Source organism: Streptomyces sp. B1866 (assembly GCF_031932565.1).
Classification (GTDB): Bacteria; Actinomycetota; Actinomycetes; order Streptomycetales; family Streptomycetaceae; genus Streptomyces.
In genome coordinates this window covers 1-7,174 of sequence record NZ_JAVSCF010000303.1, presented here as the reverse complement: position 1 = coordinate 7,174, position 7,174 = coordinate 1, and the positions used below count along the sequence as shown (strand labels likewise).

The 7,174-nt window shown below is 76.1% G+C and carries 7 protein-coding genes and 1 pseudogene; 4 read left to right on the top strand and 4 right to left on the bottom strand.

Annotated elements, in window-relative coordinates:
* Nucleotides 1–97 precede the first annotated feature (97 nt).
* Nucleotides 98–748 carry a response regulator transcription factor gene (locus RKE29_RS26490; RefSeq protein WP_312008182.1) on the bottom strand — a complete coding sequence of 217 codons (651 nt, stop codon included), beginning with the start codon at nt 746–748 and terminating at the stop codon, nt 98–100.
* Between the two features lie 449 nt (nt 749–1,197).
* Nucleotides 1,198–2,415 (bottom strand): annotated as a pseudogene (locus RKE29_RS26485) (sensor histidine kinase); the annotation flags it as partial.
* Nucleotides 2,416–2,604: 189 nt separating this feature from the next.
* Between RKE29_RS26485 and RKE29_RS26480 the strand changes: the two are divergent.
* A complete protein-coding gene (locus RKE29_RS26480; RefSeq protein ID WP_312008181.1) occupies nt 2,605–3,261 on the top strand; it encodes a hypothetical protein in 657 nt (218 codons plus the stop codon).
* Nucleotides 3,262–3,325: 64 nt separating this feature from the next.
* On the opposite strand, the gene RKE29_RS26475 is transcribed toward RKE29_RS26480, so the two are convergent.
* Nucleotides 3,326–3,898 carry a cob(I)yrinic acid a,c-diamide adenosyltransferase gene (locus tag RKE29_RS26475; RefSeq protein ID WP_312008180.1) on the bottom strand — a complete coding sequence of 191 codons (573 nt, stop codon included), beginning with the start codon at nt 3,896–3,898 and terminating at the stop codon, nt 3,326–3,328.
* 521 nt (nt 3,899–4,419) lie between these two features.
* Here RKE29_RS26475 and RKE29_RS26470 point away from each other — a divergent pair.
* Nucleotides 4,420–4,776, top strand: a complete 357-nt coding sequence (locus tag RKE29_RS26470; RefSeq protein WP_312008179.1) for a hypothetical protein — start codon at nt 4,420–4,422, stop codon at nt 4,774–4,776.
* Here the strand turns inward: RKE29_RS26470 and RKE29_RS30880 are convergent.
* Complete coding sequence (locus RKE29_RS30880) at nt 4,761–5,030, bottom strand: ATP-binding cassette domain-containing protein (RefSeq protein ID WP_369016061.1); 270 nt, start codon at nt 5,028–5,030, stop codon at nt 4,761–4,763. The genes RKE29_RS26470 and RKE29_RS30880 overlap by 16 nt on opposite strands.
* Before the next feature lie 273 nt (nt 5,031–5,303).
* On the opposite strand from RKE29_RS30880, the gene RKE29_RS26460 reads away from it, so the two are divergent.
* A complete protein-coding gene (locus RKE29_RS26460; protein ID WP_312008177.1) occupies nt 5,304–6,152 on the top strand; it encodes a 3-hydroxyacyl-CoA dehydrogenase family protein in 849 nt (282 codons plus the stop codon).
* Nucleotides 6,153–6,659: 507 nt separating this feature from the next.
* The gene (locus RKE29_RS26455; RefSeq protein WP_312008176.1) at nt 6,660–6,983 is read left to right on the top strand and encodes an STAS domain-containing protein; all 324 of its coding nucleotides are present in this window, start codon (nt 6,660–6,662) and stop codon (nt 6,981–6,983) included.
* Nucleotides 6,984–7,174 lie beyond the last annotated feature (191 nt).

The following is a 7,174-nucleotide window of genomic DNA, read 5'->3' as shown; positions in this document are numbered from 1 at the left end:
GGCGCGGACTGCCTCGGGGCGCGCGGCGCGCGGCACCGTCCGCCCGCCCGTACGGCCCGGCCTCCCGGCATCGCCGGTCGCCGCCGCCCCGCCGGGCTCATCCGGCCCACTCCTGGGCCAGCACCGCCGCCTGCACCCGGCTGCGCAGCCCCAGCTTGGCCAGCAGCCGGCTCACGTGCGTCTTCACGGTGGCCTCGGCCATGCTCAGCCGGGCGGCGATCTGCGCGTTCGACAGCCCCTGGCCCAGGCAGCCCAGCACCTCCCGCTCCCGGGGCGTCAGCGTGTCCAGGCCCTCGGGCGCGGGCTCGTCCGGCGCCCGCCCGGCGCGCGGCCGGGCGAACTCGGCGATCAGGCGGCGGGTCACCGCCGGGGCGATCAGCCCCTCGCCGCGCGCCACCGTGCGCACCGCCTCCACCAGCGTCGCCGCGTCGCTGTCCTTCAGCAGGAACCCGGCGGCCCCGGCGCGCAGCGCCCCGAAGACGTACGCGTCCAGGTCGAAGGTGGTCAGCACCAGCACGTCCGCCAGCCCCTCGGCGACGATCTCGCGGGTGGCCGACACGCCGTCGAGGCGGGGCATGGACACGTCCATCAGGACCACGTCGGGGCGCAGCTCGCGGGCCAGCCGCACGGCCTGCTCGCCGTCTCCGGCCTCTCCGGCGACCTCGATGCCCCCGGCCGAGCGCAGGATCAGCACGAGCCCGGCCCGGACGGCCGACTGGTCGTCGGCGACGAGCACGCGCGTGGTCATGCGGGGTCCGCCTTTCCGCTCCGCGCGCGGTCGTACGGGCCGTCATGCGCGGCGTGGGCGGCGCACGGGTCGGCTGGGCCGTCCTGGCCGGTGCCCGGGCCGCCGCGCGGGGCCGGGCCGTACGCGTCGCCGTCGCGCGGGTCCCCGGGCGCCGCCGGGCGGTACGGGCGGTCGTGTGCGGTGCCGCTGCCGCGCGGGGCCTCGGGCACGGTGTCGTGTGCGGCGCGGGGGAGAGGGGCCCGGGGACGCGGTGCCGTCGCCCGGCGGGCCTCGGGGGCCTCCCGCTCCCGCTCCCGGGCAGGGGCGCGCACTGCCGCACGGCCGGTGGCGGGCCGCGCCGCGTCCCCGGCGGACTGGACCTCCCGGCTTTCGCGGCCCTCCCGGCTCTCGCGGCCCTCCCGCGCGGGCCGCTCGGCGTCCGCCCGTGCCGCCCCGGCGGGCTGCTCGCCGACCGGCAGTACGGCCCGTACCACCCACCGCGCCGCCGGGCCCGGCGGCCCGTCCGGACCGGCCGCGAACTCCCCGTCCAGCAGCGCGGCCCGCTCCCGCATGCCGACCAGGCCCGCGCCGCAGCCCGGCGCCGGGCCGCCGCCGCCCCGGCCGCCGGGGTCCGGCCCGTCGCCGTACGGGCTGGTCACGCGCACCTCCAGCGCACCGCCGTGCTCCGGGCGGCCCGCGATCCGCACGGTGACCTCGCCGGGCGCCGCGTGCTTCAGGGTGTTGGTCAGCGACTCCTGCACGATGCGGTAGGCGGCCAGCTCGACGGGCGCGGGCAGCGGGCCGCCGCCCGGTGGCCGCTCGTCGCGCAGCGCGAAGCGCAGGCCGCGCGCCGAGCCGCCCGCGCGGGCGCGCTCCAGCAGCGCGTCCAGGCTGTCGAGCGTGGGCGCCGGGGCGGGCCGGGCGTCGCCGCCCGGGTCGCGCAGCAGGCCGATCAGGCCGCGCATCTCGGCCAGGCCGCGCACGCTGTTCTCCCGTATGACGGCCATCGCCTCGTCCGTCGCACCGGGGTCGCGCAGCGACAGCGCGGCCGTGGAGTGCAGCGCGATGGCCGACAGGTGCCCGGCCACCAGGTCGTGCAGCTCGCGGGCCATGCGGGCGCGCTCGGCGGTGACCGCCTCGCGCCGGTCCAGCTCGGCCAGCAGGGCCGTGCGCTCGGCGGCCAGCCGGGCGGCCGCGGCGGCGTTGCGGTGGTCGCGCACGATCGCGCCGGTCCAGGCCGGCGCGACCAGTACCAGCGCGAGGCTCAGGCCCGACACCAGGGTCTCCGGCTGCTGGTAGACGGCCAGCAGCAGGGCGACGCCGGCCACGGTGAGCAGCAGGCAGGCGCGCGGCAGGTGGCGGGCGGTGGCCGGAGTGCCGTACAGCACGGCCGCGTACACCAGGTCGGTGAACATCAGCAGGGTCGTCAGGATGGTGCCGCCGGCCCCGTCCAGGACGGCCGCCGCCGTGGCCGCCGCCAGGCCCGTACGCGGCGCGGTGCGGCGCAGCAGCTCGGCGCCGCACATGGCGGCCAGCGCCACGAGCCCGGCCCACTCCGGCACGCCGGGCACGGGAGCGCTGACCCGCAGCCCGAAGCCCCACAGCACCAGGCCGCCGACGAGGCCCGCCACGGCGATCAGGACGTCGTCGCGGTGCGGGCGGGCGGGCAGGGTCAGGGAGCGCGGCACGCGTCCATCACAGCACGCGGCCGTACGGGCGGTCGTCCGCCCCTGGCGCGGTGCCGCCCGGTGCCGTCTCCATCGAAGGTCGCAGCCCGGACTCCTCTCGGGCGACGACGCGCGCGGCACGGGCGGGCGGGAGGCTGGGAGAGCCGCGCCGGGAAGCGCCGGAGCGGGCCGGGAGGAGGGGGTTGCGCCGTGATCGTCGGAATGATCGCCGCGAGCGAGATCGGCTTCTGGGTGTTCCTGGTGGCCGGGCTGAGCGTCCGCTACCTGCTGCGCAGGCCACGCGCGGGCGCGGTGCTGCTGGCGTGCGTGCCGCTGGTCGACGTGGCGCTGCTGGTGGCGACCGTGGTCGACCTGCGGCGCGGGGCCGAGCCGTCCACCCTGCACGGCCTGGCAGCGCTCTACCTGGGCTTCTCCGTGGCGTACGGCCACTACCTGATCAGCTGGGCGGACGGGCGCTTCGCCCACCGGTTCGCGGGCGGCCCGCCGCCGGTCCGGCCGCCGAAGTACGGCCGGGAGCGGATCCGGCACGAGTGGCGGCTGTGGCGGATGACGCTGGTGGCCGGGGCCGTCGCGGCGGCCGTGCTCCAGGCGTGCGTCTGGCTGGTGGACGACCCGGACCGCACGGAGGCGCTGACCGCGAACCAGTGGCTGGCGGCGCGGGTGGTCGGCATCCACCTGCTGGTGGCCGTCTGCTACACGCTCTGGCCGCCGAAGCCGAAGCCGAAGCCGAAGCCGGGCCAGGAGCCGCAGGCCCCGGCGGCGGACGCCTCCCGCACGCCGCCCGCCGGGCCCACCGGCTCCCCGGCCGCACCGGCCGACCGGGGCGGCCCCGCACGCCGCGCCTGACGCGGGCCCGGCCCGGCGGCGGGGCGCGCCCGCTAAGCGCCTCGCGACCCTCACCGAACCGGCCTCACCGGTTCTCACCCGGCACCCACAGCACGTCGCCGACCTCGGCGTTGGCCGCGCGGGCCAGGATGAACAGCAGGTCGGACAGGCGGTTGAGGTAGGTGGCCGTCAGCGCGTTCATCGCGTCGGCGTGCTCGGCCAGGGCCGCCCAGGTGGACCGCTCGGCGCGGCGCACGACCGTGCACGCCTGGTGCAGCAGCGCCGCGCCCGGCGTGCCGCCCGGCAGGATGAAGCTGCGCAGCTTCTCCAGCCCCTCCAGGAAGCGGTCGCAGTCGGCCTCCAGCTTGTCGACGTAGCTCTGCTCGACGCGCAGCGGCGGGTGCTCCGGGTCGGGCACGACGGGCGTGGCCAGGTCGGCGCCCACGTCGAACAGGTCGTTCTGCACCCTGACCAGGACCTTCACGATCTCGGCGGGCAGCGAGCCGAGCGCGATGGCGACCCCGATCGCGGCGTTGGCCTCGTTGACGTCGGCGTAGGCGCCGATGCGCAGGTCGGTCTTGGGGGTGCGGCTGAAGTCGCCGAGGGCGGTGGTCCCGTCGTCCCCGGTGCGGGTGTAGATGCGGGTGAGATTGACCATGCCATGAGCGTACGCGGCGGGTCTGACAGTGCCGCCGACGGCTGGCGGCGCGACTCCCGGCGGCGCCCAGGCCCGCTCCCACCACAACGACGTGTGGCGTGCGGGTGCCGGGCGATGACCGGCCGGGGTGCCGGCCGTGTCCGGCAGCCCACCCCTCGGCGGCGGCGCGTGGGCGGCCCCGGTCATCGCTCGCCAGGCGCTTTTCGCGCCGCACGCCAGGCGGGGGCGGTCGGCTGATCGGGCGGAACTCCGGCCTGGTGTGCAGGTGGCACGAAGTGCCAAGTGACTGGCGCTCTATGCCAATGACGCGCCCCATGGACGACGGGGAGACTCGTCGAGCAGGCGGCGGTGTCCCGCGGTAAGCGGCCTCCGGACCGTTCCCGGCCGAAGTCCGTCCACCGGCAGTTCGTCGCGGCCGGTGCGGGGGTGTACCTGCCTTCGCCCCGGCTGTTCGGCGGCCGCCGCCGCAGTGGGGCCGCACCGGGCGGCGCCATTCGTCATCATGGATTCAAGGGGGAACTGTGAAAGCAACAAAGAAGAATGTGGTCACCTCGGCGGGCGTCCTGGCCGGTGCGGTCCTGATCGGGCTCTCCACGGTCACCTCGGCGTCCGCGTCGGCGTCCACCGTCACGCTCTCCCACGGCTCGGACCGTGCGCAGGCCACCTCGTACTCGATGCGTGCCTACGACGGCGAGCGGGACGGCAACGGTGTCTACGCCGATGCCTACCTGGCCAACGGCGCCCACGTCTCCCAGTGGGACGGCAACGGTTCCGACGGCAACTGGGGACCCTGGGCCACCTACAGTTCTCAGATCAAGCAGTTCCGGGTCTGCGAGGACCACAAGGGCTGTTCCAGCTGGTCCTACTGGCCCAGCTGACCGGCCGCGATCGCGCCGGGGAACGCACCGGAGCACTGAGGAGCCCGGGGGGTGATCCTCCCGGGCTCTTCCCGCGCGTGACGTCTCCGAGCGCGTCGGTGAACCCTCGGCCTGGCGTGGTCCGCGCGGGCTCGGCTGGCGGGCGGCAGGAGGGTGGTGAGCATGCGCAGGGTGGTGGTCTTGCCCGCTCCGTTGGCGCCGACGAGACCGGAGCCGCCCCCGGCGACCTGCTGCCCGAACTGGTCGCGGGGCAGATCGCCTGGCTCCAGAACGCCGTCATGGACGCCGTCGGCCGCGCCATGGGCGAGCGCCGGGAACCGGCGGCGGTGAGCAGGGAGGTCATGGCGCGGCTGGACGCCATGGAGGAACTTCTGAGCGCCGCCGTGCTCGGTTATGCGGCGAAGAACACACCTTGACAGGGCTCACTCGGGGCTGCGCCCGGGGGTGAACGAGCGTTAAGGTCCGGCCATCAGCGCCGATGAACAGTCCGTGGGAGGTCCTGTGGACTCGATGGAAGGGTGTTCGCCGTGGCCGGGAAGCTCGCTGTCATCGGGGCCGGACTCATGGGGTCCGGCATCGCGCAGGTGGCCGCCCAGGCGGGCTGGGACGTGGTGCTGCGCGACGTGACCGACGCGGCGGCGCGGCGCGGCAGGCAGGCCGTGGAGGAGTCGTTCGGCAGGTTCGTCGCCAAGGGCAAGCTGGCGGCGGCCGACGCCGAGGCGGCGCTGGCCCGTGTCACGCCCACCACCGAGCTGGAGGCCGCCGGGGACGCCGACGTGGTGGTTGAGGCGGTCTTCGAGAAGATCGAGGTCAAGCAGGACATCTTCCGTACGCTCGACCGGCTGGTGAAGGACGACACCATTCTGGCGTCCAACACCTCCGCGCTCCCCATCACCAAGATCGCGGCGGCCACCGAGCGGCCCGAGCGCGTCGTGGGCACGCACTTCTTCTCGCCGGTACCGCTGATGCAGCTGTGCGAGCTGGTGCGCGGCCACAAGACCAGCGACGAGACGCTGGCCCGCGCGCGGGAGTTCGCCGAGGGCGTGGGCAAGACCTGCATCGTCGTCAACCGCGACATCGCGGGCTTCGTCACCACCCGGCTGATCTCGGCGCTGGTGGTCGAGGCCGTCAGGCTCTACGAGTCCGGTGTGGCGTCGGCCGAGGACATCGACACCGCCTGCCGGCTGGGGTTCGGGCACGCCATGGGGCCGCTCGCGACGGCGGACATGACCGGGGTGGACATCATGCTGCACGCCACCGGCAACATCTACGCCGAGTCCCAGGACGAGAAGTTCGCGCCGCCGGAGATCATGCGGCGTCTGGTCGACGCGGGCGACCTCGGTCGCAAGAGCGGCCAGGGCTTCTACGACTACTGACACACCGCCGGGCCGCTGCGGGCTGCCGGGGCCGGGCGACCGCCCGGGACGGCTTTCGGCCGCGGGGTCGGCTCCGGGCCCTCGGGACCGGCTCCGGCCGTGGGGACCGGCGACCGGCTCCGGCCGTCGGGGCGGAGGGCGCGCGGCCCGGCGCTCCCGGCGGCGGAAGTCCCCCTGGCCGGAAGGACCGTGAGACCGGAAGGACCGTGAGACCGGAAGTCCCGCGAGATCCGCGGGCCCGGGAGCCGCAGCCCGGGGAGATCCGCGGGCGCGGCGGACCGCTACGGGTGCCCGGCCCGGGCGGCGCGGTGCCCGAGCCGTACGGCCCGGAGGCCGGCGCCGGGCAGCCGGTGGCAGCCGGGTGTCGTACCCGACGATGGCAATCACCCTTACGGGTGAAATCCGCGCTGATTGGCTGACAGGCAGGAACGCCGCCCTGTGAGGAGGAGTCAGTTCTTTAGTCGCACAGTGGCACATTGACGGCACGACGCACCATGAGGAGCACCTATGGACATCAGGGGCGACCACGCCGAGCTGGTCGTCGGGGGCCGACTCGACGTCCGAAGCGCGGCGGACGCCCGTACGGCCCTGCACACGGCCGTCGACTCCGGCGGCGGGGACCTCGTCCTCGACCTGACCGAGCTGGACGCCTGGGACGCCACCGGCCTGGGCGTCATCATGGGCACGCACCGCAGGGCCGGGCGGGCCGGACGGCGGCTCGTGCTGCGCGGCGTGCCACCCCAGATGCAGCGGCTGCTCGTCGCCACCCGGCTACACCGCATCCTCGCTATCGAGGGCGGCCTCGAAGCGGAGTCCCTGCCCCGCGTGTGACGCGTGCGGCCGGGGCGGCGGCCGGTGGACCCGGCGGGCCGGGGCCGGGGCGCTGGCCGGGGGCGGACGGGTCCTGTGGACCGGCGAGCCGGTGAGCGGGTGCCGGGCGCGTCGGCGTCGGCGGCCGGGTGCCGACGGCCGGGCGGCGGACGCGGGCGGGCAGGCGTCGGCCGGGCGCCCGACGGCGCGAG